Source organism: Novosphingobium taihuense, from assembly GCF_007830315.1.
Classification (GTDB): Bacteria; Pseudomonadota; Alphaproteobacteria; order Sphingomonadales; family Sphingomonadaceae; genus Novosphingobium; species Novosphingobium taihuense.
Genome location: NZ_VLKJ01000005.1, coordinates 234,744 through 261,380, shown reverse-complemented (window position 1 = coordinate 261,380; position 26,637 = coordinate 234,744). Strand labels below are relative to the sequence as shown.

The following is a 26,637-nucleotide window of genomic DNA, read 5'->3' as shown; positions in this document are numbered from 1 at the left end:
CGCACGCAATCAGAGCCGCGCCGTTACGGCCTTCGTTTCGAGATAGGCGTCCAGCCCCTCCTGCCCGAACTCGCGGCCCCAGCCCGACTGGCCATAGCCGCCGAACGGGATGTTGGTGCCAACCGCGCCGTGGCAGTTAATCGAGACGTGTCCGGCACGGATACGCTTGACCAGGCGGTGCGCGGTCGAAAGATCGCGCGTCCACACGCTGCCCGACAGGCCATAGGGCGTGTCGTTGGCAAGGGCGGCAATGGCGTCCAGATCGTCGCTCTCGAACTTCTGCACGGCCATGACCGGGCCGAAGATCTCCTCGCGCATCAGCGGCATGGCGTTGTCGCAGCCGCTGAACACCGTGGGCTGGATGAAGTTGCCCGGCCGGTCGAGCTTTTCGCCCCCGACAACCAAGGTCACGCCATCGGCCTTGGCCCGCTCGATATAGCCCATGACCTTGGCCGCGTGCCCGTCCGAGATCATCGGCCCCTGCGTGGTTGCGGGGTCAAGGCCGTGGCCCAGCGTCATCACCTTGCAGAACGCCGTGACGCCTTCCATCAGCGCATCATGGATTGCGGCATGCGCGAAGATGCGCGTTCCGGCCATGCAGTTCTGCCCCTGCAGGAAGAACGTCGCCATCGCAACGCCGGGCACGGCCAGCGCCAGATCGGCATCGGGCATGACCACGACCGGGCTCTTGCCGCCAAGTTCGAGGCTGACCTTCTTGAGATTGCCGAGCGCCGCCTGGATGATGCGCTTGCCGGTCGCGGTCGATCCGGTGAACGAGATCTTGTCGACGCCGGGATGCTCGGCCAGCGCCTGCCCCGCCTCGGCACCAAGCCCGTTGACGATGTTGACCACGCCCGCCGGGATGCCCGCTTCAAGGATCATGCCCCCCAGCGCCAGGGCCGAAAGCGGCGTTTCTTCCGATGGCTTCATCACCACCGTGCAACCCGCAGCCAGTGCGGGGGCCAGCTTGAGAATCGCGGTGGAAAGCGGCACGTTCCAGGGCACGATCTGGCCCGCCACGCCCACCGGCTCACGCAGGGTATAGGTCAGCGCTTCGGTCTCGGCGGCGATGTGGCGCGGCGGGGCGATAATCGTGCCTTCGATCCGCATCACTGCGCCCGCGTAGTAGTCGATCATCTCGACACAATTCGCGGTGGTCAGCCCGGCGATGAAGCGCGGCATGCCGTTGTCGATCACGTCGAGCTCGGTCAGCAGCGTGGCATTGGCGTCCATCACCCGCGCCAATTTGTGCAGCAGCGCGGTCCGCTCGGCCACGGTCATCCGGCCCCACGGCCCTTCGAACGCGGCGCGCGCGGCCTTGACTGCGCGGTCCACTTCCGCCGCGCCGCCCGTCTGGAACCTTGCCAGCACAAGGCCCGTCGCCGGATCACGCGTTTCCAGTTCGCCTGAACCTTCGACCCATTGCCCGCCGATCAGCAGGCGGTGCGTTTCCTTCAGGAAACGCTCCGTCTCCGGCGCGATCGGATTGCCGTCAAAGGGAACTGGCGAAACGCTCATACTTCGACGGTCCTCGGGTCATAGGTAAACAGGCCGAGCGATTCCTCGTCCTTCATCTCGCCAAGGCCGAACAGGTCGGTGTCCTGGCCCTGCATGCGATCGGCGTTGGCGTTCGATTCCTGCTGGATGAAGGTCGCGCGTTCGTGCCGCGCCTTCTCATAGCGGGCAAGGCCCTCTGCCGCAGAATCCGATGCCGCCAGCGCACGCGCCAGCACCACCGCATCCTCGATCCCGCAAGCCGCGCCATGGCCGAGGAACGGTGTCATCGCGTGCGCCGCATCGCCGATCAGCGTGACATTGCCACCCTGCACCCAGGTATCCATCGGCTGCCTCGCATTGATCGCCCACTTGAACAGCGGCTGCGCCACGGCGGCCTTCAACAGCCGCTGCGCATCTTCGCACCAGTGGCCGTAGATCGATTGCAGTTCCGCAGGATCGGCAGGCGTCGTCCAGCCTTCCTCGTTCCAGCCATCCTGCCGCGCAAAGAACACGAAGTTCATCACCTTGGACCCGCGCACGTTGTAGCGGTTCATCATCGCGCCGGGGCCGATGATGATGCCGGGGAAGTCGGAGAGGTCCTGAATCTCTTTGGTCACCGGCACCAGGCAGCGCCAGGCGACGTGCCCGGTGAAGTGCGGCGCATCATCGCCAAAACGCTGGCGGATCACGCTTTTCACGCCATCGGCGCCAATCAGCACATCCGCGCTGAACTGCCGGCCATCGGCCAGCGTCACCGTCGTGCCTTCGCTGGAGACGACTTGCGCTCCCGCCACCATCTCCACGCCCGAACGCTCGGCCGCGCGGGTCATCACGCCATGCAGGTCGGCGCGGTGGACGGTAATGTAGGGCGCGCCATACTTTTCGCGCTGGGTCGAACGGTCCATCGCCACCAGCGTGCGCCCATCCTGCCAGTGCTGGATCCGCTGGCGCGTCGGCTCGACCGCAACCGCCGCCGCTTCCTCGCAGATGCCGATGAAATCGAGGCCCTTCATCGCGTTCGGCGTCAGCGTCAGTCCGGCGCCGATCTCGCCGAACTGCGGCGCGCTTTCCAGCAGCGTCACCTTGAAGCCCTGCTGGGCCAGCGCGGCAGAAGCGGTCATGCCCGCCACGCCACCGCCGACGATCAGGATGGTTTCGGGCTTGCTCACTTGGCGCCGCCTTCCAACTGGCCCGAAATGTGGCTTTCATGGTTGGCGAGATACCACTCGGCGATTTCCTCGCGCGTCGCCCACCACACGCCGGGCAGGCTCTTGGCGTGTTCGATGAACTCGCGCAACGCACGTACACGATGGGCGCGGCCCGAAACGTGCGGATGCAGCCCGAGGTTCATGATCCGCCCGGTCTTCGCCCCTTCGGCATAAAGGACGTCAAGTTCCTCGATCAGCGCATCGCGGTATTCGTTGGTGGTGTAGTTCTTGCGGGTGATGAAGGTGAAATCATTGATTTCGTTGGAATAGGGCACTGAAACGATCGGCCCGTGCGGCGTACGCAGCAGATAGGGCTGATCGTCGTTCATGATGTCGCAGTAGAAGGTGCAGCCATATTCGGCGAGGATGTCGGCCGTCTGCATCGTGCCGCGCAAGGAGGACGACAGCCAGCCCTTGCTCTTGCGCCCGGTGAACTTCTCGAACTGGTCAAGGCTGCGCAGGATGATGTCGCGCTCCTTGGCCGGTTCATGCGCAAAGCTCGAAAGCAGTTCGCCCTGCTCCCAGTTGTGGGTCAGCAGTTCCCAGCCGCGCTCCAGCACGGCATCGGTCATCGCCTTGCGCCGCTCGAACGTGACGGCATTGGTGGTGCAGCTGGCTTTCACGCCCAGTTCGTCGAACAGCTCGATCAGCCGCCACAGGCCGACGCGCTGGCCATATTCGCGCCAGGTGAAGTTCGGGAAGTCGGGCGTGTTGCCGGGCAGCACGTCGGGCAGGATCGCCGGGCCGCCTGCATAATAGGGCTTGTCGGTGTCCTTGGTCAGATCCCACGTTTCAAGATTGAACGTGAGGATGAGAGCGACGCGCGCACCGTGCGGCCAGACCAGCGGCTTGCGCTGCGGCAGCGGGATGTAATCGTATTCCATCAGTGACTTACCCCTGAACTCAAATGCCGCCGTGTCAGGCGGTCAGAACCTCACCCGACCGCTTCAGGCGGTCAAAACCTCAAGCGCCACACGCTCGGCCGATTCCAGCGCGCCTTCCAGCCCGCGTGCGCCCTGTGCGGTATGTTCCCCGCAGAAGTGGACGCGGCCGGCCGGCTTGATCATCTCGTCGAGCCACTTCACCTGACCGGGTCCGAAGAACGAAACGTCGCCGCCGTTGAACCGTTCGCCCGCCCAGCTGAAATAGCTGTGCGCGGCGATCTTGCCCTTGGCCGCAGGGCGTAGCGTCTCGATCTGGCGGACGATCATGGCCTTGGCCGCTTCGGGCCCCATACGGTCCCAGTACAACGCAAGATTTCCGCGCGCCTGGACCACGAAGCCGGTGATTTCCTCGGGCGTCGCGCCATAGCGCTGTGGCATGACATTGCCCAAGGGCCCGTCGGTCCACATCCCCGGCGCCAGCTTGTCCTCATCCCAGAAAGGCGCACTGGCCGTGACGAAAGCCATCGAGATAGGCTGATAGCCGAGTTGCCCCACAGCTTGCGCCTGCAAGCCTTCGAGAGCTGGCAGCACCTTGACGTTGCGCAGGGCAGAAAACGGCAGCGAACAGATCACGTGGGGCGCGGTGAACGTTGCCCCATCGGCACAGTGGACCGTAGCAGTGCCACCCTCATGCGTGATCGCCACGACCTCGCGCCCCAGCAGCACATCGCCCTTCAGCAGGTTGGCCATTCCCGTGGCGAGATGGATGTTGCCACCCTTGACCGACAGCGACCCCGTGCCCGCTGCCATCTGGCCTTTGATGAAGCCGTCGTTGTACTCCATCATCAGCGTGGAGACGTCCCACGAATTGATGCCGTAATAGGGCGAGATGTCCCAGCACAAGTGGATTGCCGCATCGGACAGCCCCTGCGCCTTGAGGAATTCATGTAGCGAGATGTCGAGCGCCGCATTGGCCGGATCGTGCCAGCTAGACCAGTCGGCCAGCCGGTTGTTGTCAGCAACCAGCTTGCCCACCACTTCGCCCGGCATCAGCATTTTCAGCTTGTCAGGCAAGGGATTGCCCGGAAACGCTGCCCATTCTGCGCGCGTCAGCGGCTTGCCATTGATCCACAGCAGCGGCGGCGCACCGAAGCGATAGCGTGCGCCGACCTCGACCATCTCCACCCCGGCCCGCTGGGCGGCATCCAGCCCCCGGCCATAGCCTTCAGCCATCGAATTGAAGCCCATTTCCGGGTAGCCGGGCTGATCGAGCAGGGTCCAGATCCGCCCGCCCACACGCTCGCGCGCTTCGAGCACGGTGACGGTCTTGCCCTCCTGCTCGAGCATCCACGCCGCCTGCAGCCCGGAAACGCCCGCCCCCAGTACGATGACATCGCTCTGCCCCGGCTTGCGCGGAGCAACGGCGGGAGCCGCCTTTGCCTTTGGCTTCGCCTTGCGCGCAGCCAGAACCGGTTGGCTTGCCGCAAGTGCTGCAAGACCGAAGCCCCCAAGCGAAAATGTGCGCCGGTCCATCGTCATGTTTTTCACGTTCCCTTGGGCGCCATCCATAGGACAGGCATGTTCACGCTGCCAATCGCCACAAGCGAGAGGGTAATGTCGATTGTGCGAGTGGTGCTCACCACCTGTCGGATAGACAAGCATGGCTTTCGGAAAATACGCCAATCACGGATAGGCGAGTGCCATAGCTTCATGCGAAACGTCCGCACCGGAGGCCCCATGAAATCCTTGAAAGTGCTGCTCTCGGCGCTGATCCTCGTGCCCTTGGCCATTCCTTCGTCAGCCATGGCACAAATGGCCGCCAATGCGCCTGATTCGCCTGCCACACCAAGGCTGACCGTGGCCCAGCTGCGTGCCAAGTACGCTGACCGGCAAAGCCGCTACATGACCCTCAAGGGCATGGAGATCCACTACAAGGACGAAGGCCCGCGCAAGGCCCCGGTCCTGCTGATGATCCATGGTTCGCAAAGCAGCCTGCGCACGTGGGACCGGATCACGGTGCTGCTCAAGAAGCGCTACCGCGTGATCCGCTTTGACATTCCGGGTTACGGCCTGTCCTCTCCGGCAACCGACGAAGCGGCGGCGAACGTCAAGCCGGTAGAGATCACCGAAGGCCTGCTGGAAGGGTTGGGCGTCAGGAAGCTCGCCGCTGCGGTCGGCGTATCGAGCGGCGGGACCATGGCCATGTATCTCGCCGCAAAGCGCCCCGAACTGGTCGAGCGGCTGATCCTGTCGAATACCCCGTCCGATCCGGTCGATACCAGCCACATGGTCCAGACCCCGGCCTTTCTGGCCGCGCAGGACAGGGCCCGCAAGACCGGCTATCAGGACTTCGATTTCTGGGACCAGTACCTTTCGTTCTTCGCTGGCGATGCCGGGCGCATCAGCAAGCACACGCGCATGGAATACTGGGACTTCAACCGCCGCAGCCCGGAAAAGTACCCCATAGCCATGGTCGCCCGCATCGGTGACGGGAAGCAGGCCACCGTCGAAATGGCAAAGATCACGACGCCCACATTCCTCGTCTGGGGCAGCGGCGATCCGCTCCTGCCCGAAGCGGCGGTCAACGCGATCACCCGCTACCTGAAGAACGCCACGATCTCGAAAGTGCTGATGCCCGATGTCGGCCACTACCCGCCATTGGAAGTGCCAGACCGCTTCGCCCGCTGGATCGAGACTTACGTGGAAGCCGGAGTGCCCAAAACGTGAAACCGCGTACCCTCTATGAAAAGCTGTGGGACGCCCACGTGGTTGCCGATCTGGGCGCAGGAGAAGCTCTGCTCTACATAGACCGGCACATCGTCCACGAGGTCTCCAGCCCGCAGTCGTTCGTGGCCATGCGCGCCAAGGGCCGCGCGCTGCGCCGCCCCGAAACGCATCTTGCCGTCGCCGATCACGCCATCCCCACGCGCCAGCGCGGGACGATCGACGATCCGCTGGCCGCCTCGCAGATTGCCGAGCTTGAGGCCAACGTGCGCGAGTTCGCCGTGCCCTATGCCGAGGTGAACGGCCCTGAGCAGGGCATCGTCCACGTCATCGGCCCGGAAACGGGGTTCACCCTGCCCGGTACGACCATTGTCTGCGGTGACAGCCACACCACCACGCATGGCGCGTTCGGCGCGCTTGCCTTTGGCATCGGGGCCAGCGAGCAGTCGACGGTCATGGCCGCACAATCCCTGCGCCAGACACGCGCCAAGACCATGAAGGTCGAACTGGTCGGCACCCGTCATCCACTGGTCTTTGCCAAGGACATCGCCCTTGCCCTGATAGCCAAGATCGGCGCGAACGGCGCGGTTGGCCACGCGGTCGAATATGTCGGACCTGCCATCAGCGCCATGTCGATGGCCGAGCGCATGACCCTGTGCAACATGACCATCGAAGCGGGCAGCCGCATCGGCCTCGTCGCTCCGGATGAGGCGACTTACGCTTTCATCAAGGGCCGTCGCCTTGCCCCCAAGGGTGATCTGTTTGCGCAGGCCTGCAAATACTGGGACACGCTTCGCAGCGATCCCGATGCAACCTACGACAAAGTCGTGACTCTCGACCTTGCCGAAATCGTCCCGCAAGTCAGCTGGGGTACCAGCCCCAACCAGACCTTGCCGATCAGCGCATCCTTGCCCGACCCGGCCGAGATCACCGATCACTCCGAACGGCGGGAGACGGAAAAGGCGCTGGCCTACATGGGCCTTGAACCCGGCGCACCGCTGCTCGGCACTCCGGTCAGCCATGTGTTCATCGGATCGTGCACCAATGGCCGGATCGAGGACCTGCGCGCCGCTGCCGCCATCGCGCTGGGCCGCAAGGTTGCGCCGGGCGTCAAAGCCATCGTCGTTCCCGGCAGCATGGCCACGCGCAAGGTGGCCGAGTTCGAAGGGCTCGACCGCATCCTGACCGAAGCCGGCTTCGAATGGCGCTTTGCGGGATGTTCGATGTGCGTCGCCATGAACGATGACCGGCTTTCCCCCGGAGATCGCTGCGCTTCTACCAGTAACCGCAATTTCGAAGGCCGCCAGGGCCCTGGCGGACGCACGCACCTGATGAGCCCGGCCATGGCCGCTGCCGCTGCCATCGCAGGCCATATCGCCGATGCGCGGGAGTACGTGGCATGACTTCGTTCACGACTGTTACCGGCCCTGCCGCCGCGATGCCGGAAGAGAACATCGATACCGACATCATCTTCCCGGCGCGCTTCCTGTTGCTCACCGCGCGCGAAGGCCTTGGCGCACATGCCTTCCATGATCGACGCTATCACGCTGATGGCAGCGAAGTGGCAGGCTACGTTCTCAACACCGAACCCTTCCGCGCTCCCCCCGTGATCGTGACTGGCGCGAACTTCGGATCAGGATCAAGCCGCGAGCAGGCGGTCTGGGCGCTCCACGGCCTTGGCGTGCGTGCCGTGATTGCACCTGCGCTGGGCGAGATCTTCCACAACAACTGCCTGCGCAACGGCATCGTGCCGATCATACTCCCACCCGAACAGGTGGCAGACATGCTGGCATCCGCCGCCGCCGGCATCTCCTTCACCGTCAATCTCGAAGCGCAGACCGTCACCGTCGGCAATGCCGCCCCCGTCCCGTTCGACATCCAGCCCGAAAGACGGCTTGCCCTGCTCAACGGTTGGGACGAAACCGACCTCGTACTGGCCCGCTTCGCCGATGACATCGCTACGTTCGAAGCCGGACAGCGCAAGATCCAGCCCTGGCTTTACCCTGAGGACATTGAAGCATGAGCGAGAACGACGACCTGCTGGCCAATTACAAGAAGGCTTATGACCGGCGGGTGGGCTTTGGCACGCGGCCTGCGCTGATCCTGATCGACTTCTGCATGGGCTACTTCGATGAGACCTGCGAACTCTACGCAGGCGTGGACGACGCGCTCGCTTCGGCCTTGCGCGTGCGCGAGGCGGCGCGGGCCGCAGGCGTCCCGGTGATCCTGACCAACGTGGTCTATCACCCCAGCGCCATCGACGGCGGCCGCTTCTTCGAAAAGGCCGCGCCGCTGAAGAACTTCCTCAAGGGCAGCCCGATGGGCGCCTGGGGTCCGGGTCTTGAACCGTTCGAAGACGAACTGGTCATCTCAAAGCAGTATCCCAGCGCCTTCTTCGGCACCTCGCTTGCCTCGACACTTACGGCGATGGGCGTGGACTCGGTCCTGCTCACCGGCCTGACAACATCTGGCTGCGTTCGTGCATCGTGCGTCGATGCCATGAGCCACGGCTTCCGCACGGCGGTGATCGCCGAGGCCTGCGGCGATCGCCACAGCGCCCCGCATGAAGCCAACCTGTTCGACATGAACGCCAAGTACGCCGATGTCGTCAGTGAGGCAGAGGCTGTGGCTTTCCTCGGTACGCTCAAGGCCTGATGCGGCTCGAGGGGCGCATTGCGGTCGTCACCGGTGCGGGTCTCGGCATCGGCAAGGCCACCGCGCTGCGCTTCGCCGAAGAGGGTGCAAGGCTGGTGCTGGCAGAGCGCGACGACGGACGGCTGACCGAAGTCACTGAACTCGTCCGCGACCTTGGCGCCGAAGCTCTCGCTGTCCCCTGCGATGTGACCGACGAAGCAAGCGTCACCCATCTCGCGCAGGAGGCGGCAAAGCTCGGCCCGGTCTCGATCCTCGTCAACAATGTCGGCGGCGGGCGCAGCGGGCGGATCACCAATCTGTCGGTGGCAGACTGGGACCATACCATGGCGCTGTCGCTGCGCTCGATGTTCCTGTGCACCCGCGCCTTTGTTCCCGCCATGCAGGCGCAGGGCTATGGCCGCATCGTCTGCCTCTCGTCCGGCGCTCGCAACGGCACAGTATGGAACGCCTTTCACACTGGCGCGAGCGGCTATTCCACTGCCAAGGCCGGCGTCACCGGCTTCATCCGCGCCCTAGCCATCGAATTGGCGGACGATGGCATAACCGTCAACGCCGTTGCCCCCGGTCCGATCGACACCGAACTGGCAGGCCCCTACCTGCGCAAGATGCACGAGGACGGGCTCGAATATTCCCCGATCCGCATGACGCCGCTGCACCGTCTTGGCACCCCGCGCGAAGTGGCGGATGCCGTGCTGTTTCTGGCTTCGGACGAGGCCAGCTACATCACCGGGACCACGCTCGATGTTACGGGCGGGCGCTGAGACATTGCTTGCAGCCATGTCAATTTGTCCGGACTAATCCGACAGGCGAACACGGCTGCATTCCGTTCAACACTGTCATTCAACTGCAGCCATCTTGTCCGGACAACAAAGGCAGCGAGTCCTGCTGCAAGGGGAATTCGCCAGATGACCGCCGAACTGAGTCGTCGTTCCGTAATGGCCGCGCTACCGCTCGCTGCCGGTCTAGCTGCTGTTCCTGCCATGGCCGCTTCCGGAAGAGCCAAGGCGTCTCCCGCCATCTCCGACGCAGAAGCCATGGAACGCCTGCGCGATCCTGCCACGCGCGCGCGGGTGCGCGCCCGCGTTGCCGGATCGTGCGAGGCAGAGACGGTCAACATCTTCTATCGCTTGAACATCTACGGCTTCACCGGTGACGGCAACCTCGTGCCCTTCTACACGCTCAATCACTTGAGCGTGAACGAATGGACCCCGCTTTCCGGCAACCGCTATCAGGCAAAGACCTTTGAATGCGGCGTCTATTGCGCGTTCGATACCGACGATGTGCTGGAGGACTGGAAGAACCCGCTGACCGGCGAGGTGCGTAAGCCATTCCAGTTCCTCGGCGGTCCTTTTACCGTAACTCACGGTCCCGATGGCATGGTTGCGATGGGCGCAGAACTGTCGCCCAGGCCGATGCGCATGGAAGCCTATGGCGGCACGCTGTTCGTCAGCTCCATGGCAGACATGGCACGTCCCAACCCGGTCAGTCCTGAGAAATTTCCGAAGTTCTCTTCCGGACCGATCGCCTATTGGGACACCGTGTCCACCAATGGCGCGCCAGTGGCACAGGCTTTAGACGATAGCCTCAGTTCGGCAGACGCCTTTCACCACTTCCAGAACATGGGATCGTGGCATCCCTGGATGGCCATGGGATCGCGCCCCGGACGAACCTATGGCCGCGCTGCGGGAGTTAAAGTCCGCTCGCTCGACCAGATTCCAGCCAAGGCACTCAAGGGCCTGCAGAACCACACGCCGGAAATTTTCGATCGCAAGGCCTGGACTGCACCGCGCTTCGATATTCTCGAATACATGGCTGGCAATCCGGCCTGATGACCTAACGCACGGGAGAGGCTATAAACTAGAACAATCAAAATATTTTTGGCGAGATCACGCAACGCGGGCACGCCACAGCAGGGACGAACCGGGTCGGCACATTGCCAGCCCGATCCAATTTACCGAGGGGTACAGATGAACACGAAATCCTTTGCGAAGCGCTCTGCCGCTTCGCTGACCGTCATGGCACTAGTCGCGACCATGGGCTTTGCCGCGCCTGCCCTTGCGCAGGATGCACCGCAGGCCGCTGAAGAAAATGAGCCGGGCGCCATCGTCGTCACAGCCCGCAAGCGCGAAGAAAGCCTGCTCAAGACGCCGGTGACGGTGACCGCCATGACCGGCGAAACCCTCGCAGTGCGCGGCGTTGTCTCGATGCAAAGCCTTGCCAACAACACGCCTGGCATCAACATCAACAACAACTCGTCGGGCCACGCCGACCGTTCGTTCCAGCAGATCAGCCTGCGCGGGTTCACGCCGGTCTCGACGCTCGCCACCACGACCTCGCTGTTCATCGACGGCGTGCCGATTGCTTCGCCTTCGCCGTTCACCGCAATCTCGAACCCCGAACGGATCGAAATCCTCAAAGGTCCGCAAAGCGCCTACTTCGGCCGCAACACCTTTGCCGGCGCGATCAATGTGGTGAACAAGAACCCGTCGAGCGAGTGGACCGCCAGCATCCTCGGCATGGCCGGCACGCGTGACAACTATCGTGTCCAGGGCTCGGTCGAAGGTCCGATCATCGGTGAAGCACTGACCTTCCGCATCAGCGGCGATTACTTCACCAAGAACGGTTCCTACACGAACCCGGTTGACGGCAAGACGCTGGGCGATGAATCCTCGCGCACTGTCACCGCGCTCGTCGTTGCCAAGCCCACCGAACGCCTGACGATCAAGGCATTCGGCATGGTCGCCCGCGATCACGACGGCGCATCGGCCTCGGCCCGCATCCAGGCCCGCGACATCAAGAAGTCCGACGGCACCGTGCTCTACGCCAGCCAGTCGAACTGCACTGTCAACGGCAACCCGTACCTTTGCGGCACCCTGCCCGGTCTCGTGAACCCGGTCAGCGCCAACACCACCGTCAACAGCGCGCTGCGCGACTGGCTCGCCAATCCGCAGGGCCGCCTTGTCTCGCCAAAGGACGGCGTGCAGGACTATGGCCTGCTGCGCAACACGCGCCATCTCCACCTTGTCGCCGACTACGAAGTCACCGACGAACTGACCGCGTCGCTGCTCGGCGGATACAACACCGAAGAGTGGACTACGCTCATCGACCTCGACGGGCTCGACACCCGCGCGCTTACCAACGCGGCCTATCCCAACGGCTACTTCGATTTCCCCTTCCTGATCGAACGCAAGACCCAGGACTTCTCGATCGAAGGTCGCCTTGCCTATGATAGCGGCCCGTTCCGTGCCGTCACCGGCGTCAGCTTCCTCAAGGCCCAGCTGCGTGCAGGCCAGGGTTCGCAGATCTTCGGCGGTCGCCCGGCATTCGGCGGCAAGAGCCAGAGCGAAACGCTCGGCGCCTTCTTCGGCCTGACCTACGATTTCACCGATCGTCTGTCGGCGAGCGTCGAGGGCCGTTACCAGGAAGACAAGATCTCCTCGTTCGTCGGCCCGAACGGCCAGACCGTGGTCAGCCCCGTCTATGTTCCGGCAGGCACTTATGCGCCCTATTCGCTGCTGGCGCAGAAGACCTTCAAGAACTTCACCCCGCGCGTGATCGTGAACTTCCAGGCGACGCCTGACTTCATGGTCTATGGCTCGGTGGCGAAGGGCGTGAACCCGTCGCAGTTCAACACCTTCATCGTCTCGCAAAGCGATGCGATCCAGCAGCTTGCCAAGGACAACGGCATTCCGCTGGCGGTCGATCCGGAAAAGATCACCAATTTCGAACTGGGCGTGAAGGGCCGCGCGCTGGATGGCGCGATGCGCTATACAGTTGCGGGCTACTATTCGCTGTGGCGTGACCAGATCACCAGCTACCTGTTCACGGTCGGCACCGGCCTGTTCAGCGGCTCGGCCAATGCCGGATCGACCGACGTCTACGGCATCGAGACCGAAGTGTTCTGGAAGGCAAGCGACCTCATCACCATCGATGCGGCAGCGGCCTACAACCAGACCCACATCAACTCGTTCGTCGCGCCTGCGGTCACCGTGCTCAGCGGCGTTACCGACTTCCGCGGCAAGGAACTGCCCAACACCTCGAAGTGGTCGGCCAACGTCGGCCTCACCTTCAACGGCGATCTCAAGGGCATCGACGATGGCCGCTGGTTCGTGCGCGGCGACTGGAACTTCAAGTCGGGCATGTGGTCGAACCAGGCGAACATCGTGAAGACCCCGGATCTCCATCTGTTCAACGCCCGCATCGGCGTGAGCAAGGGCGATACCAGCCTCGAGCTGTTCGTGACCAACGTGTTCAACACGAAGACCTACACCAGCATCGCCGACAACTGGGTGATCGATCCGGCGCTGTCGTTTGCCAAGTACAATGCGGTCCAGGTCGGCCTGCCCGAACTGCGCACCGCTGGCATCCAGATCCGCACCAAGTTCTGACGTGAACTTGACGGTCTGACTGTCACCGAAAGGGGCCGGGCGTTGCAATCGCGTCCGGCCCTTTTCATTTCACTTCAACGAAAGACGTTTTCCGATGCGCACGCTCCTGCTCCTTGCTGCCGCCAGCCTCCTGCCGACAGCACTCGCCGCCAGGGCGCCAGAAGCCAGCATCGCCACTGGCAAGGTTGCCGGCACGCACGAAGGCGCCGTCGATGTGTTCCGTGGCATACCTTACGCCGCACCACCGGTGGGTGAGCGCCGCTGGCGTTCCCCGCAACCCGCCGCACCCTGGCAGGGCGTGCGCAATGCCAGCGCCTTTGGTCACGATTGCATGCAGACCCCATTCCCGTTCGATGAAGCGCCCTTGCGCACGACACCAGCCGAGGACTGCCTCTATCTGAACGTCTGGAAGCCCGCTTCCGCGCAAAAGGGTGCCAGACTGCCTGTCCTCGTCTGGATCTACGGCGGTGCGTTCATCACCGGCGGCACGTCGCCTGCGATCTACGATGGCTCAGCCTTTGCAAGGGCCGGCGTGGTCTTCGTCAGCTTCAACTATCGTCTGGGGCGTTTCGGCTTCTTCTCCCACCCTGCACTCACCGCAGAGGCAGGCAAGCCTGTGGGCAACTTCGCGATGGAGGACCAGGTTGCGGCCCTAAAGTGGGTCAAGGCCAACATCGCCGCGTTCGGGGGCGATCCCGCCAAGGTCACGATCATGGGCGAAAGCGCAGGCGGCACGGCCGTCGTCAACCTCCTTACCATGCCCTCGGCACGCGGCCTGTTTCGCGGCGCCATCTCGATGTCAGGCGGCGGACGCTCGCTGCTGCCGACGGCGACGATGGAGAAAGGAGAGCAGGTTGGCGTGGATTTCGCCGCAAGGCAGGGCGTGACCGACAGGGGCGCAGCGGGCCTTGCCGCCATTCGTGCGCTTCCTGCCGCGACGGTTCAAGGCACCAACCTCTTTGCCGACCGCTTTGCCAATCCCGCCACTTATGTCGGCGGCCTCGTTGCCGAAGGATCGGTCATCACGGCACCGAGCGACATGCTGATGGACCAAGGCAAGATCGCGCCCGTGCCGGTGATGATCGGCATGACCAGCGCCGACGGCGGCATTTCGTTCGCGCAGGACAAGGACGCCCTCTTCGCCAGCTTTGGCGCGCAAGGGCCCGCTTTGCGCCGAGCTTACGACCCTGATGGTGCCGCCGAGTTCCGTGACTTGTCGCGCCGCCTCACCGGCGATCAATACATGGCCGAACCTGCGCGCTTCGTCGCTCGCCATGTCGTTGGCGCGGGCAAGCAAGCCTTCGTCTATCGCTTCGGCTATGTCGCGCAAGGCAAACGTGGCGAGTGGCAAGCCGGAGCACCGCACGCAACCGACATTCCCTATTTCTTCAACACGGTCGAAGCGCGCTATGGTGCTGCGACCACCGATCAGGACCGCAGGGCAGCTTGGCTCGCACATGCCTATTTGGTGAATTTTGTGAGATCAGGGAACCCCAACGGCAAGGGATTGCCTGCATGGCCTGCCTATGACCGCAAGGACGAAGCCCTGCTCCAGCACACCATGGACGCCTCCGCCACGGCCAGCTTCGATCCCTTCAAGAACAAACTTGATCTGATCGAGGCCTTCGCAAACTCACGGCCCTAATCCTGCGGCATGTCGCGGGCCACGCGAAAGCCCAGGTGATCGTTGCGCGCACCCGGCGGATCGCCGATCCGTTGCGCCACCCGCACGCTCCAGCCTGAAAGGCTCCACCCGCCGCCGCGCACGTTGCGCAAGGTGCACGGCCCGCTGAGCCAGGCAGAACCGTCTGTCGGCGCTCCCACGTAGTCATCGTGGTGACAATCCTGCACCCACTGCGCCACGTTCGCCGTCATGTCGTGCAGTCCGAACCCGTTGGGCGGATATGAGCCCACCGGGGTCGTCCGATCGTGGTGATTGCCGTAGTTGGCCTTCGTCGCGTCGATAAAATTGCCGAACGGATACCACGTTTCGGTGCCGCCCCGCCCGGCATATTCCCACTCGGCCTCGGACAGCAGCCGATACCGCTGACCCGTCCGCTTCGAAAGCCACGCGACATAGCCCTGCGCATCGGCGAAGTTCACGTTGATCACCGGCCTGCGTCCGCGACCCCAACCGGCATCATCGGGCCGATAGCCATTGCACCCGCCATCGGCCACGCAGGCATCCCATTCGTCGAACGTCACGGAATAGCGCGCTACCGCAAAGCGATAGCCGATCGTCACGCGGTGACGCGGCTCCTCCATCCTGTCGAACATCGCCAGCACGCCCAGCGCCTTGCGCTCCTGCGCGCTCGATCCCATCACGAATGTGCCTGGCGCGATGACCACCATCTCCGGGCAATCCCTGCAGTCTGTAAAAGCCGCGCCCGCCACCACAGGCGGAAAGCGCGGCGGCGGTGCAGCCACCTTTGGCGGCACATAGCCATTGGCAGGCAGGGCCTCGGCAGCGGCGGCTGCCAGCAGCAACAGCACGCTCATGCGGCGAAATCCGGATCGATGGCGTCTGCGCACGTGCGGCGCGCCGCCGCCTTCACCCGGTCGATCAGATCGATCAATCGCGCCGCATCATGTCCTGTCGGCAAGCGATGCTCCTCGCCACGCACGGCAGCTGCAAATCCAAGCAATTGTTGCGCAAAAAAGTGGCCTAGCTTGCGCCCGCCCATCGCTCGCGGATTTGCCAGAACACCCTCCGGCGGCGCAACCAGAACCTCCCCGTTCCACTTCAGCACCTCGCCATCCTCGATCTCGGCCACCCCTCCTGCAAAATGCAGAACCTTGCGATCGAACACGCTGGCTTGGTTGTAGGAAATGTGCACGCTTGCCATCCGGCGCCCCGGATAGCCGAGGAGGATCATCGCCTCGTCCTCGCCCTGCCAGCCGGGCTGCCACCGCGCCGCCTCAACCTGCACCCGCAACGGATCGTCGGCACCCATGACCAGCTGCACGAAGTCCAGCGAATGCGGCGCAAACAGCGAGATGATCAGCCCTTCCTCCGGCTGGCGCGTCGCCCACCATGGCGCCTGGGGCCCATCCCAGAACACGCAGGACGAAACCTCCACCGCGCGCAGGCGCCCCCACTGTGGCATCATGTCGACTAGCTTGGAGACCGCAGCATTGTGCCGGTAGGTATGCCCCGCCGCCAGCACCAGCCCCCGCCGCTCTGCCGTCGCGGCCAGTTCGCGCGCTTGTGCTCCCGTCTCGGCCAGCGGCTTTTCCACCAGCACGTGCTTTCCTGCCGCCAGCGCCATCGCCGCCTGCGCGGCATGAAGCGAATTGGGACTGGCGATCAACACCGCGTCGACCCCCGGAGCCGCAAGCCCCTCGGCCAGATCGACAAAGCCGGCCACGCCATGAAATGCCGCCATCCGCCCCGCCGTTTCGGCGTCGGAATCAACCACGCCGACAAGCCTGATCTGCTTCTCCTGTCCGGCCAGCGCCGCAACATGCGCGCCCGAAATCCGTCCGCAGCCGACCAGCAGCAGCCCCACCGGCTCACGCATGGGCCAATGTTCCTTCTTCTGTTTGCGGCTTTTCATGCACGAAGCGCCAGATGATCAGCGCAGCGATCAGCTTGGTCACGCCCGGCACCACCGAATAGGCCATGACCGTCCCCGCAATCGCTTCGGCAGATTGTGCCACCCCGGCCCGCGCCGCAGCCGCATCGAATCCCCATGCCGAGAGGATAGCGCCAACCACCAGCGTCCCGCCCAGTGCGATCCCGGCTTTCTCGATCACCGACCAGATCGCGGAATAGGTGCCCGCCCGATTCTCGCCGTGTTCGTCGCGTGCATGTGCAATGCAGTCCGAAAGCAGCGATAGCACAATGGTCCCCCATCCCGCGTTGCACGCAGCCATGATAGCTGCCAACGCCCACGCAACTGGCATCGGCACGTGCGCCATCTGCCCCCACAGCAGCGTAACCAGACCGTGCCCGCTCGCCGCGATCACGTATGTCTGCTTCTTGCCTATGCGTTTGGCCACCATCACCCACAGCGGCGATCCCGCCATGACCGCCACCGCCATGATTGCCGACATCACGCCGATGTCGTGCAAGGGCTCGGGCCGTGCCATCGCGTACTTCACGAAGAAGGGAAACCCGGCATAGGAGATCCCGGCCCCCACCGTCATCACCACCGCTGAAAGGCACAGCACGGCAAAGCGCCTGTCGGCAAAGGCACGCGGCAGGTCACGTATGGCAAAGGCCTTTGCCGCGCCTCCGGGCTCGCGGATCCGCGCCGCAAAGCGCCACGCAACCAGCAGGCAGGTCATCGCGATCAGTCCGAGGACGACCATCGTGATCAGATGCCCCTGCCGGTCCATGCCCAGCCGGTTGACCAGCATCGGTGCGAACGAGGACGAGAGAAGCACACCCAGACCGGTGAACCCGTGCTTCCACCCCATCAGTTCGGTACGTTCCACCGGGTCGGACGACATTTCGGCAAACTGCGCAAGATACGGCACCGAAAACGTCGAATAGACTGCCATGTACGCGCTGAACGTGACAAAGACCCACGCTACCTGCACCATCATTGCCGCCTCGGGCACGGCAAAGGGCCCGAGCATGGCAAATGGCGCGGCAATGCCGCCAACCAGCAGCCACTGGCGCCGGGGAAAGCGCGCGGCCATGCGGTCGGATGCGACTCCGATCCACAAGTCGAAGATTACGCCGAACACCACCTTCGGCACGAAAATCGCCGCCCCGGCGATGGCGGGCGCGATGCCCATCACATTCGTCAGGTAAAAAAGAAGCAACAGCGACGGCGCATCGCGAAACAGCTGTCCCGCCACTTGCCCCAAGGCAAACCCGGCCTTCGTCGCCCGGCCAAGTCCTGACGCACCATCCGATTGATTCGCAAGCAGCATTATGCCGAACTCCCCATCCGCAAGGCCTGCATCGGAAGGGGCTTCCGCGTGACAATGCCCTTGGTCAGACGGAGCCTGCCGTGCCTTTCCCGCCACCGGCAATCGTAAGGCGGAGTCTCCGATTGGCGGATATTCGCTACGCTCGGCGTTGTGAATGGGCTTGATAGGATGAAGCCTGCGTATCCGAAAGCAGCCTGCCATCGTCGCGGCTCAATATAGTCGTTCGGCATCTATACTGCTTCACTACAGGGAAAAACCGGGACTTTCCGGTACGAATTCACGCGGCAATGAATCATATCTTTGCCGGACAGGGGGAAATATGAAGCGTTACTTGAAGTCGCCTTCGCTGACCGTAATGTCCATTGCACTTGCCAGCACGGCGATCGCCTTGCCGCAGGTCACCTTCGCCGCAGAATCCGAGCCGCAGGCCGCCGAAGAGGATGGTGGCCTCAGCGTGATCACGGTCACCGCGCGCAAGCGTGAGGAAAGCCTGCTGGAAACGCCGATCGCCATCTCCGCCCTGAGCAGTCAGGACATCGAGAAGCGCGGTATCACCTCGGTCAACGACGTCGTTCTCAACACGCCCGGCATCAACGTCTCGAACGTAAACTCGGGCCGCAATGACCGCTCGTTCCAGCAGATCTCGCTACGCGGCATGACCCCGTCGACAACCACCTCGACGCTTACCGCCAGCTTCATCGATGGTGTGCCCGTCGCATCGTCCACCGCGCTCAATGCGGTGATCGATCCTGCCCGCATCGAACTGCTGAAGGGGCCGCAGAACGCCTATTTCGGCCGAAATGCATTTGCCGGCGCCATCAACGTTGTCACCAAGTCGCCGGGTAAGGATTTTGGCGGTTCGATCTCGGCCATGGGCGGCACTCGCAGCAACTTCGACGTGTCTGCCGCACTCGAAGGCCCGATTGTGCGCGATCTGTTGAGCTTCCGCATCACCGGCCGTGCCTTCTCGAAGGATGGCTCCTATCGCAACGCTGCCAATCGGAACCAGACCCTGGGCGACCAGCAGACCCACACCGGAACCTTGCAGCTCGAGTTGACACCGTCTTCGCAGCTGACGATCAAGGCGATGGGCATGTATTCCGAGGATGATGATGGCCCCTCGGCACAGGGCATGCTCTCGGCCTACGAAATCCGCGCCAACAACGGCAGCGTCAACATACCGTTCCGCAGTGGCAACACCAACGGCACGGTGATCGTGCCAGGCCTTGCCAACTGCACGCTCAACGGCGCCAATCCGTTCATCTGCGGCGCGGCTCCGGCCTTGCCCGCTGGCTTCAGCCCGGCACAGAACACGCTTGAGGATGCGCTGCTCGCGCGCATTCTTGATCGCACCGATCTGCGCATCATCGATCCGAAGAAGGGCGCTCGCGGTTACGGCCTCGTCCGCCAGTATTACCACCTCCACCTCAACGTCGACTACGAGCTGGGCGACACCGGCCTGACCCTGTCTTCCCTCACGGGCTACAACAACGAGGTCTATTCGCAGCTCGCCGATCTCGACAACTACGACAGTTCGGCACTGCGTAACCCGGTTGCTACCCCGACCAACGGCCTGCGCACCTACTGGACCTTCCCGTTCCTTGTGGAGCGCCGCAACAAGGACTTCTCGCAGGAAATGCGCGTGTCCTACGACAAGGGCGGTGCGTTGAAGGCGATGCTCGGTGGCAGCTACCTCGATACGAAATCGAACGGCGCCCTGCTGAGCGTCTTCAACGAAGAGCAGTTCAACGGCACGCGCTCGGCAGGCACGCTCACACCGCCCGCCCGCGCAGAAACCTGGGGCATCTTTGGCAGCGTCAGCTATGACGTGACCGAGGCGCTGAACATCAGTGCAGAAGGTCGATGGCAGCGTGACAAGGTCTATGCTGCCGTCGGCGGTCGCCCGCTGACCATCGGTGCGGCTGCAGCCAGCACCTATGGCCTGCCCTCGGGCACGTTTGCCCCGCTCTCTACCTTCTTCGCCAAGACGTTCGACAATTTCATGCCGCGCGTCATCGTCAACTATGACGTGACGCCCGACGTGATGGTCTATGCCTCGTGGTCGAAGGCCGCAAACGTCTCGCTCAGCTCATTCAACACGCAGTTCCTGTCGGGCTCGCCGGGTGAATTCGCTGCGGCACAGGGCATCGGTCTTGGCGTAATCGTGAAGCCTGAAAAGCTTACCAACTACGAAGTGGGTCTGAAGGGCAAGTTCCTCGACGGCCGGCTCTATGTGACTGCAGCCGCCTATGTCGCGGACTGGACGGACCAGCACAACAACCGTTCGGTCATCTTCCTCGATACCACCGTTCCCAACGCCGTGCCCTCGATCGTCAGCGGCGTGGCCAACACCGGCAAGACGCAGGTGCGCGGCTTCGAGCTCGACATCAATGCCGAACCGGTCGACGGCCTCACCATCAACGCCTCGGGCGCGATCAACGACAGTGCGATCCGCTCCTTCGCCGACCCCGCGATCACGCGCCTCACCGGCGTGACCGGCGATGGCTTCAAGGGCAACCAGTTGCCGCTGACCTCGAAGTACTCGGCAAACCTCGGCGCGCAGTACACCGGCAATCTTGGCGATGACAGCACGTGGTTCATGCGCGCCGACTTCTCCTACAAGTCACGCCAGTTCGTCGATCCGGCGAACCTCACCTGGATCAAGGGCCGCACGCAGGTGAATGCCCGCATCGGCTTCACCAAGGGGGATTTCGGGCTGGAAGGCTTCGTCACCAACCTGTTCAACGACAAGAACTATACCTCGGTCGCGCAGAACAACTTCCTCGAACCCTCGTTTGCCCTGTCGAGCGCAGCGTTCGGCTATCTCAACGTAGGTCTGCCTGAACTTCGCACCTTCGGCATTCGCGGACACTACAAGTTCTGATCATCCCGGCCATCCGGCCCGGCTTTCATCAGGGGCGGCGCATCATCTGCGCCGCCCCTTTTGCTGTGCGCTCTCCGCCCTGCGGACAAAACGCGGATGGGCTGCGCTGCCACGCACAAGGCAGGCATCCTCATCAGCGATGATGCAAGGTCCCGCCTCGAAACCGCCGAACCCGCGCTTCATCAGGCGCGGCTATACTGCCTGCCGGTTCGGCCACATGCATTTCCGCACCGCAGGACCTGATGATGAGACGATCCTCTCGGGCAAGCCTGCCATCGTCCTGCTGCACCAGAACCCGTCCTCAAGCTTCGAGTACGAACAGCTGATCGCCCACCTCGCCACCACCCACAGGGTCTATGCCTTCGATACGCCGGGATACGGCATGTCGGATGCGCCCCCTGCACCGGCGGGCATGGCAGGTTATGCGGCGGCGTTCAGCGATGCTCTGGATGCGCTCGGGCTGGAAACCGTCGATCTCTACGGCTTCCACACCGGCGCCCTGCTTGCAGCGGAACTCGCCATCCTGCGCCCAGAGACGGTGCGCAAGACGGTGATGACCGGCATCCCGATGTACGATGCGCCAACCCGCGCGGCAAAGCTGGCCCAGGCCGAGGAATTCCCCGCCCCGGATGAGGAAGGAAAGGTCATCATTGACCTGCTCCAGCGCCTGTGGACCTATGTCGTCACCTCGCGTGACAAACAGGTGCCGCTGGCCAAGGCCGTGCTGAACTTTGCCGACAAGGCCGGCGTACTCGATCGCTTCTCATGGGCATACAAGGGCGTGTGGGGGTGGGATTTTGCCCGCCTGTCTCTCGTCCCCTGCCCGGTCCTGGTCCTGCAACCCGCCGAGGATCTGCGCGCCGTCTCGCTCGAGGCCGCGCAGCTCCTGTCCGATGCGGTCGTGCGGGAATTGCCCGATCTCGACCGCGACATATTCGATATCGCGCCGGAGATACTGGCCCATGAAATACGCTCTTTTCTCGACTGAAACCCACCTGCCGACCGCGCAGGTGTCCCACTCCGTCCTCCACCCGGACTGGATCGCGGCACAGGTCCGCGCCCGCTATCCTGTCAGCGGCGATGTCACTTGCTTCCTGCTCTATCGCGGGATGAACGATGTCTATCTCGTGCAGGACGAGATCGCGAAGTACGCCCTGCGCGTCTGGCGCAAGACGTACCGCGATCCCGATGACGTCGCCTATGAGCTGGGCTTTCTCGATTTCCTGCGCAGCCGCAGCTTCCCCGCCTCGGTCGCCGTGCCGCAGCACGATGGCGCCCTGTACTTCAGGGCCGATACCCCCGAAGGCGTCCGGGCTGTTGCCATGTACGACTGGGCACCCGGCGTAAAATTCGGTGAGCGCCTCTCCACCGAAACCGCCCACCGCATCGGCGCGGCCTTCGCCCGCATGCACCTTGCCGGTTACGAATGGGCGGGATCTGACCACCGCTTCACCACCAAAACGGCGAAGGACTACAACATCTGCATGCCCGCGCTGGTCGACTTCGTCTATGACCGGCCAGACGACCTGCACGACTACCCGATCATTGCCGCCAACCTCGACAAGCGGCTCGACGAGCTTGCCGCCTCGGGCAAAGTCCCGCTCGGCGTATGCCACCGTGATTTCCACCCCTCCAACGTCCACGTGGCAGACGATGGCGCGATCACCCTGCTCGATTTCGATGCAGCCGGTGAAGACTTCCTGATGCAGGACGTGAAGAACTTCGTCTGGGGCAACCTGTTCTACGGCTTCGACCCGGCCAATGGCACTGCGTTCGAGGACGGCTACCAGTCGGTGCGCCCCTTTACCCCGGAAGAGGTCGAGGCGGGCGAGCTGTTCCTCATGGCAAAGGCCCTGCGGCTTGTCGCCGGAATGGCGCACAGCTCCACCGCCGTCGGGCGCGGCACGCTGCGCTTCCGCAATCTCGATTGGCTGGGCGATTACATCAAGACCCGAGCCCGCACCGCAGGCCTCCTGTGAGCGCGCCCGATCAGACCCGTTGGCCATCCCCTGCGCATGCGTGGGGGATGGTCACCTTGCTGTTCCTTGCGGGCGTGTTCTCGGTGATCGACCGTGGCGTGCTCGCCATCGTCGTCGATCCGGTGCGGCAGGACATCGGCATCGGCGATGAACAGGTCGCCCTGCTGCAGGGGCTCGCATTCGGCCTGTTCTACGCGATCATGGGCATGCCGATGGGCCTGCTGGCAGACCGCGTCTCGCGCAAGCATCTCGTCGCCACCGGCATCGGGTTGTGGAGCCTTGCCACCATCGCCAGCGGCCTTGCCCAGGGGTTCGGCTCGCTCTTCGCCGCGCGGCTGATGGTCGGCCTTGGCGAAGCCGCGCTCGGTCCGTGCGCCATCTCGTTGATCGCGGACCTGTTCCCGCCAGAGCGGCGGGGCCGTCCGATCAGCCTCTACATGATGGGACAGGGCCTTGCGAACGGCCTTGCCATTGTGCTCACCGGCCTAGTCCTGACCCACGCTGCGCAAGGTGCCTTCACAGGGCTGCCATTGCTCGAGGCGCTGGCCCCGTGGCGCGTCGCTTTCGTCCTGTTCGGTGCAGGCGGCATCGGCGTCGCCGCGGCGATGGCGCTCCTCACCCGCGAACCCGAACGCAAGGGCGCATCCATTCCAGCTTCGGCCAAGGGCGTGGCGGGCAAGGCCGAACTGCAATGGCTATGGGCCAATCGCGGGCTCACCGTGCCGCTCTACCTGGCTTTCGCGATCTGCTTCACCGCCGCCTATGGAGCGGGCGCATGGACGCCAACCCTGCTCCTGCGCGGCTATGGCGTCAGCCCGGCCTTCCTCGGCACATGGCTCGGCCCCTTCGCGATGGCCTTTTCAGCGACCGGCCCGTTGCTCGGCGGCTACCTGCTCGATCGCGCCATGCAACGCGGCAGAACCGGTGCCCGCTTTACCATCCTCACCCTCGCCCCGTTATGCGCGATCCCTTCGGCACTCGCCGTGCTGGCCCCCGATCCGCGCCTGGCAGCCGTCCTCGTAGCCTCGTCCAATGCGGTCTTCGCCTGCGTCGGCACGGTCATGTTCGCCACCTTGCAGACGCTGGTCCCGGCCAACATGCGCGGCAGCGCCATCTCGTTGACGCTGGTGCTCAACACCCTGCTCGGCGCAACGCTGGGCCCCCTCCTCGTCGCTACGATCACCGAACGGCTGTTTGGCAACCCTGCCATGGTGGGCTGGTCCATCGCACTGGTCGCGATCCCCTGTGTGCTGATATCAAGCCTGCTCTATGCCATTGCGGGTAAAAGCACACACGCTGCATTCCACAGCCGCACCGGTTGATCTCCCCGCGCCAATATGCGAATGATGATTCCATAAAGTAGCGAAGACGAACTTCGCCAGGCAAACGAGCGCGCGTGCGCGTCGGGGCCGTGGAATGGGAAACGGATCCTGTGTCTGCGGCGTCAAGGTCAGCATCTTTGATGGCATCATGCGTCAGCGTATTTGCTGGCATGGACGGCTGCGCCTCGCCCTCGGCCCCCCGCTTCCCGTTTCTGCACGAACGCCGCTGCCGCGACTGCGGCCCAGGAACGCCAGAAGCACGCCAGAAGGTTGACCCATGAATCCCAAAGACTTCGCGATAAGCCTCGACCTTATCAATCGCCACTATCAGGAGCCGAACCGCAACCGGTTCGAAAGCAAATACTTCTGGGAGGAACTCTACCCGCTGATCGCCACGGCAGGGTTCTCCTCGATCGAGATCCCCTATGAGCCGGTGTGGCAGTTCGGCGGGCGCAGTGGCGTGCCGATGAACCGCTATTGCATCAACACCAAATACACCAGCGCCGCCCAGTACCGCGAAGTGCTGTCGAGGAGCGGGATCGAGCGCGTCAGCGGCGTGACCTTCGATCCCAACCTGTTCATGCGCAACGACAACATCCACTTCTACTTCGGCGCATCGGGACACTTCGCCGGTGAAGCGCTGGCCCATGCGGCAGACCTTGGCGCGGACTACTTCGCGATCAGCCCCTCGCCCTACTACGGGCGCATCAGGCAGTATCACCCCGATATCGACGCGCAGATCGACATGTTCACCGATCGCACGGTTGAACTGTTGAGCGGCCTTGCGACCAAGGCCGAAGAGCTTGGCGTCAAGCTCGTCCTGCGCAACGAATACTGGAGCCTGTTCGGCGGTGAACGGGTGCTGCCGCTGCTCGCGCGCCTGCGGGAAAGCGTCGGCCTTGATGTCGATACCGCCAGCCTTACCGTCGCCGGGATCGACCCGGTCCAGTTCATCACCGCCAACATCGCCCGGATCGGCTGCGTCCACCTTACCGACACCAGCTTTGCCGACAGCGCAGATGTCTGGAAGACGCCGAACCCCGAGCATCCGCAGCCCCAGGCCACGCAGGTGTTCCGCGATCCCGGCACCGGCTCGGTCGATTTCGCCGCGATCGCCGCAACGCTCGATAGGCTGGGCTATTCAGGCCCCGTCACATGCAGCGCCCGCCAGACGCGTGATCCGTTCCGCGCCCTGCTGCGCACGCGCGCCATGCTTAACCAGCTTTGATTCCGGAGCCTTCCGAAATGCCCAACATCCAATACGCCAACATGAGCCACTGGAAGTCGATCCCATTCAAGAAGATCGATAACTTCCGCGACTTCTACTACGAGGACAAGACCAACAGCGCCTACTACTCTGACTGGGACAACATCCTGAAGTACCAGTCGGCGCTCGGCTTCAACGGCATCGAGATCGCGCCGTGGGACATGGCCGACATCCTGCCGCTGTTTGGTTCGCCCGAAAACTTCACCGCCTTTGCCAAGGATCGCGGCGTCGAAGTGATCGGCATGTTCCATGGCGCCCACGCCTCGCACGATGCCGGCCACTTCGATGAAGCCGTGCAGTCAGGCCGCGAGGCGGTGGACACCATCGTGCGCTTCGGCGGCACTTACATGAACACCTGCCCCACGCAGAACTACTTCGGCTGCGGCCCATTGAGCCGCGAGGAAGTGCAGCAGTGCGCCAAGGTGATGAACGAGATCGGCCGCTATGCCACCGACAAGGGCGTGAAGATCGGCCTGCACAACGAATTCTTCTGCGCGATCAACCTGCCCAACCACCGCGAACTGATCGAATCCACTGATCCGAAGCTGGTACATTATTGCATCGACACCGCCCAGATCTCGATCATGGGCGAGGACTTGGTGACCTTCTACAACGACTATCACGACCGGATCAGCACGTTCCACCTGAAGGACACCGCATCGTCCGCCCAGCCCGACAGCCTGCGCTATTCGCAAGACCCGGAAATCACCGACGACGGCACGCGCTGGTTCTGGGAGCCGGGCATGGGCAACCTCGATCTCAAGGGCCTTTACCACGCGCTCAAGGAGCACGGGTTCAAGGGCTGGATGTCGATCGAGTATGACGGTTCGCCCGATCTTCTCGCCTCAATGGCGATGACCCGGTACTACCTCGATAACGAACTGCGCCCGATCTACGATTGAGGCTGGACGCGGGGGCTGGCCGCGCGGTCAGCCCCTTTTCCCA

General features: G+C 63.5%; 21 protein-coding genes. 14 read left to right on the top strand and 7 right to left on the bottom strand.

Going from position 1 to position 26,637, the window contains the following annotated elements:
* Positions 1 to 9 precede the first annotated feature (9 nt).
* The 4 genes from IQ25_RS12450 to IQ25_RS12435 form a co-directional block, all read right to left on the bottom strand.
* Positions 10 to 1,518, bottom strand: coding sequence for an aldehyde dehydrogenase family protein (locus IQ25_RS12450; protein WP_144906265.1), 1,509 nt, complete (start codon positions 1,516 to 1,518; stop codon positions 10 to 12).
* Positions 1,515 to 2,666, bottom strand: a complete 1,152-nt coding sequence (locus IQ25_RS12445) for an FAD-dependent monooxygenase (protein ID WP_144906263.1) — start codon at positions 2,664 to 2,666, stop codon at positions 1,515 to 1,517. The genes IQ25_RS12450 and IQ25_RS12445 overlap by 4 nt, the downstream gene beginning before the upstream one ends.
* Positions 2,663 to 3,589 carry a polysaccharide deacetylase family protein gene (locus IQ25_RS12440; protein ID WP_144906261.1) on the bottom strand — a complete coding sequence of 309 codons (927 nt, stop codon included), beginning with the start codon at positions 3,587 to 3,589 and terminating at the stop codon, positions 2,663 to 2,665. The genes IQ25_RS12445 and IQ25_RS12440 overlap by 4 nt, the downstream gene beginning before the upstream one ends.
* A gap of 63 nt (positions 3,590 to 3,652) precedes the next feature.
* Entirely contained in the window at positions 3,653 to 5,128 is a 1,476-nt protein-coding gene (locus IQ25_RS12435) for a flavin monoamine oxidase family protein (protein ID WP_144906259.1), read from the bottom strand.
* A 198-nt stretch (positions 5,129 to 5,326) separates the two neighbouring features.
* On the opposite strand from IQ25_RS12435, the gene IQ25_RS12430 reads away from it, so the two are divergent.
* From IQ25_RS12430 to IQ25_RS12395, 8 genes are all read left to right on the top strand, one after another.
* A complete protein-coding gene (locus IQ25_RS12430) occupies positions 5,327 to 6,316 on the top strand; it encodes an alpha/beta fold hydrolase (RefSeq protein WP_144906257.1) in 990 nt (329 codons plus the stop codon).
* On the top strand, positions 6,313 to 7,716 hold the full coding sequence (leuC, locus tag IQ25_RS12425) for a 3-isopropylmalate dehydratase large subunit (protein ID WP_144906255.1): 1,404 nt from the start codon (positions 6,313 to 6,315) through the stop codon (positions 7,714 to 7,716). The genes IQ25_RS12430 and leuC overlap by 4 nt, the downstream gene beginning before the upstream one ends.
* Positions 7,713 to 8,336, top strand: coding sequence for a 3-isopropylmalate dehydratase small subunit (gene leuD / locus IQ25_RS12420; RefSeq protein ID WP_144906253.1), 624 nt, complete (start codon positions 7,713 to 7,715; stop codon positions 8,334 to 8,336). Before leuC ends, leuD begins: the two co-directional genes overlap by 4 nt.
* On the top strand, positions 8,333 to 8,968 hold the full coding sequence (locus tag IQ25_RS12415) for an isochorismatase family protein (protein ID WP_144906251.1): 636 nt from the start codon (positions 8,333 to 8,335) through the stop codon (positions 8,966 to 8,968). The genes leuD and IQ25_RS12415 overlap by 4 nt, the downstream gene beginning before the upstream one ends.
* Positions 8,968 to 9,729 carry an SDR family NAD(P)-dependent oxidoreductase gene (locus IQ25_RS12410; protein WP_144906249.1) on the top strand — a complete coding sequence of 254 codons (762 nt, stop codon included), beginning with the start codon at positions 8,968 to 8,970 and terminating at the stop codon, positions 9,727 to 9,729. The genes IQ25_RS12415 and IQ25_RS12410 overlap by 1 nt, the downstream gene beginning before the upstream one ends.
* A 144-nt stretch (positions 9,730 to 9,873) precedes the next feature.
* Positions 9,874 to 10,797: a DUF1838 family protein gene (locus tag IQ25_RS12405; RefSeq protein ID WP_144906247.1), complete on the top strand. Its 924-nt coding sequence runs from the start codon at positions 9,874 to 9,876 to the stop codon at positions 10,795 to 10,797.
* 138 nt (positions 10,798 to 10,935) lie between these two features.
* The gene (locus tag IQ25_RS12400) at positions 10,936 to 13,356 is read left to right on the top strand and encodes a TonB-dependent receptor (protein WP_144906245.1); all 2,421 of its coding nucleotides are present in this window, start codon (positions 10,936 to 10,938) and stop codon (positions 13,354 to 13,356) included.
* Positions 13,357 to 13,450: 94 nt separating this feature from the next.
* Positions 13,451 to 15,001, top strand: a complete 1,551-nt coding sequence (locus tag IQ25_RS12395) for a carboxylesterase/lipase family protein (RefSeq protein WP_144906243.1) — start codon at positions 13,451 to 13,453, stop codon at positions 14,999 to 15,001.
* On the opposite strand, the gene IQ25_RS12390 is transcribed toward IQ25_RS12395, so the two are convergent.
* The 3 genes from IQ25_RS12390 to IQ25_RS12380 are packed head-to-tail and all read right to left on the bottom strand — an operon-like array spanning position 14,998 to position 18,240.
* A complete protein-coding gene (locus tag IQ25_RS12390; protein ID WP_144906241.1) occupies positions 14,998 to 15,855 on the bottom strand; it encodes a formylglycine-generating enzyme family protein in 858 nt (285 codons plus the stop codon). The two genes, IQ25_RS12395 and IQ25_RS12390, sit on opposite strands and share 4 nt — an antisense overlap.
* Positions 15,852 to 16,877: a Gfo/Idh/MocA family protein gene (locus tag IQ25_RS12385; RefSeq protein WP_144906239.1), complete on the bottom strand. Its 1,026-nt coding sequence runs from the start codon at positions 16,875 to 16,877 to the stop codon at positions 15,852 to 15,854. Before IQ25_RS12385 ends, IQ25_RS12390 begins: the two co-directional genes overlap by 4 nt.
* Complete coding sequence (locus tag IQ25_RS12380; RefSeq protein ID WP_158637742.1) at positions 16,870 to 18,240, bottom strand: MFS transporter; 1,371 nt, start codon at positions 18,238 to 18,240, stop codon at positions 16,870 to 16,872. Before IQ25_RS12380 ends, IQ25_RS12385 begins: the two co-directional genes overlap by 8 nt.
* Before the next feature lie 319 nt (positions 18,241 to 18,559).
* Between IQ25_RS12380 and IQ25_RS12375 the strand changes: the two genes are divergently transcribed.
* The 6 genes from IQ25_RS12375 (at position 18,560) to IQ25_RS12350 (ending at position 26,594) form a co-directional block, all read left to right on the top strand.
* Positions 18,560 to 21,124 (top strand): TonB-dependent receptor, encoded by a 2,565-nt coding sequence (locus tag IQ25_RS12375; RefSeq protein ID WP_144906235.1) that lies wholly within the window; start codon positions 18,560 to 18,562, stop codon positions 21,122 to 21,124.
* Between the two features lie 139 nt (positions 21,125 to 21,263).
* On the top strand, positions 21,264 to 22,112 hold the full coding sequence (locus IQ25_RS12370) for an alpha/beta fold hydrolase (protein ID WP_144906233.1): 849 nt from the start codon (positions 21,264 to 21,266) through the stop codon (positions 22,110 to 22,112).
* Entirely contained in the window at positions 22,087 to 23,103 is a 1,017-nt protein-coding gene (locus tag IQ25_RS12365; RefSeq protein WP_144906231.1) for a phosphotransferase enzyme family protein, read from the top strand. The genes IQ25_RS12370 and IQ25_RS12365 overlap by 26 nt, the downstream gene beginning before the upstream one ends.
* 47 nt (positions 23,104 to 23,150) lie before the next feature.
* A complete protein-coding gene (locus IQ25_RS12360) occupies positions 23,151 to 24,425 on the top strand; it encodes an MFS transporter (RefSeq protein WP_144906229.1) in 1,275 nt (424 codons plus the stop codon).
* Between the two features lie 277 nt (positions 24,426 to 24,702).
* A complete protein-coding gene (locus IQ25_RS12355) occupies positions 24,703 to 25,653 on the top strand; it encodes a sugar phosphate isomerase/epimerase family protein (RefSeq protein ID WP_144906227.1) in 951 nt (316 codons plus the stop codon).
* 17 nt (positions 25,654 to 25,670) lie between these two features.
* Positions 25,671 to 26,594, top strand: coding sequence for a sugar phosphate isomerase/epimerase family protein (locus tag IQ25_RS12350; protein ID WP_144906225.1), 924 nt, complete (start codon positions 25,671 to 25,673; stop codon positions 26,592 to 26,594).
* Positions 26,595 to 26,637: the final 43 nt, after the last annotated feature.